Genomic DNA, 248 nt, shown 5'->3' with positions numbered 1-248 from the left:
CCTGCTTCGGCTTGAGGACGGCGGTGGTCGCGGCGATCGCGGACGCGCCGCAGATCCCGGTGCCGACGCCGATGAGCGTCTGCGTGTCGCCGCGGACGCCGAGCCACCGGCCCAGCAGCCACGCGCCGCCGAGGGCGACCGCCAGGGTGCCGAGCATGACCGGCAGCGAGCCGCCGCCGACCTCGAGCACTTGGCGCAGGGACAGGCCGGTGCCCAGCACCACGATCGACGCCTGCAGCACGGGTTTC

The 248-nt window shown here is 75.0% G+C and carries 1 protein-coding gene; it reads right to left on the bottom strand.

Annotation, left to right across the window (positions count from 1 at the left end; translation table 11 throughout):
• Positions 1-248 (bottom strand): putative sulfate exporter family transporter (locus tag G3I65_RS38665; RefSeq protein WP_160700474.1); only part of this gene is annotated, 248 nt, incomplete at both ends.

The sequence above is a fragment of the Amycolatopsis sp. SID8362 genome, assembly GCF_010550475.1.
Taxonomy (GTDB): domain Bacteria; phylum Actinomycetota; class Actinomycetes; order Mycobacteriales; family Pseudonocardiaceae; genus Amycolatopsis; species Amycolatopsis eburnea.
This window is presented reverse-complemented; position numbering and strand designations above follow the sequence as displayed.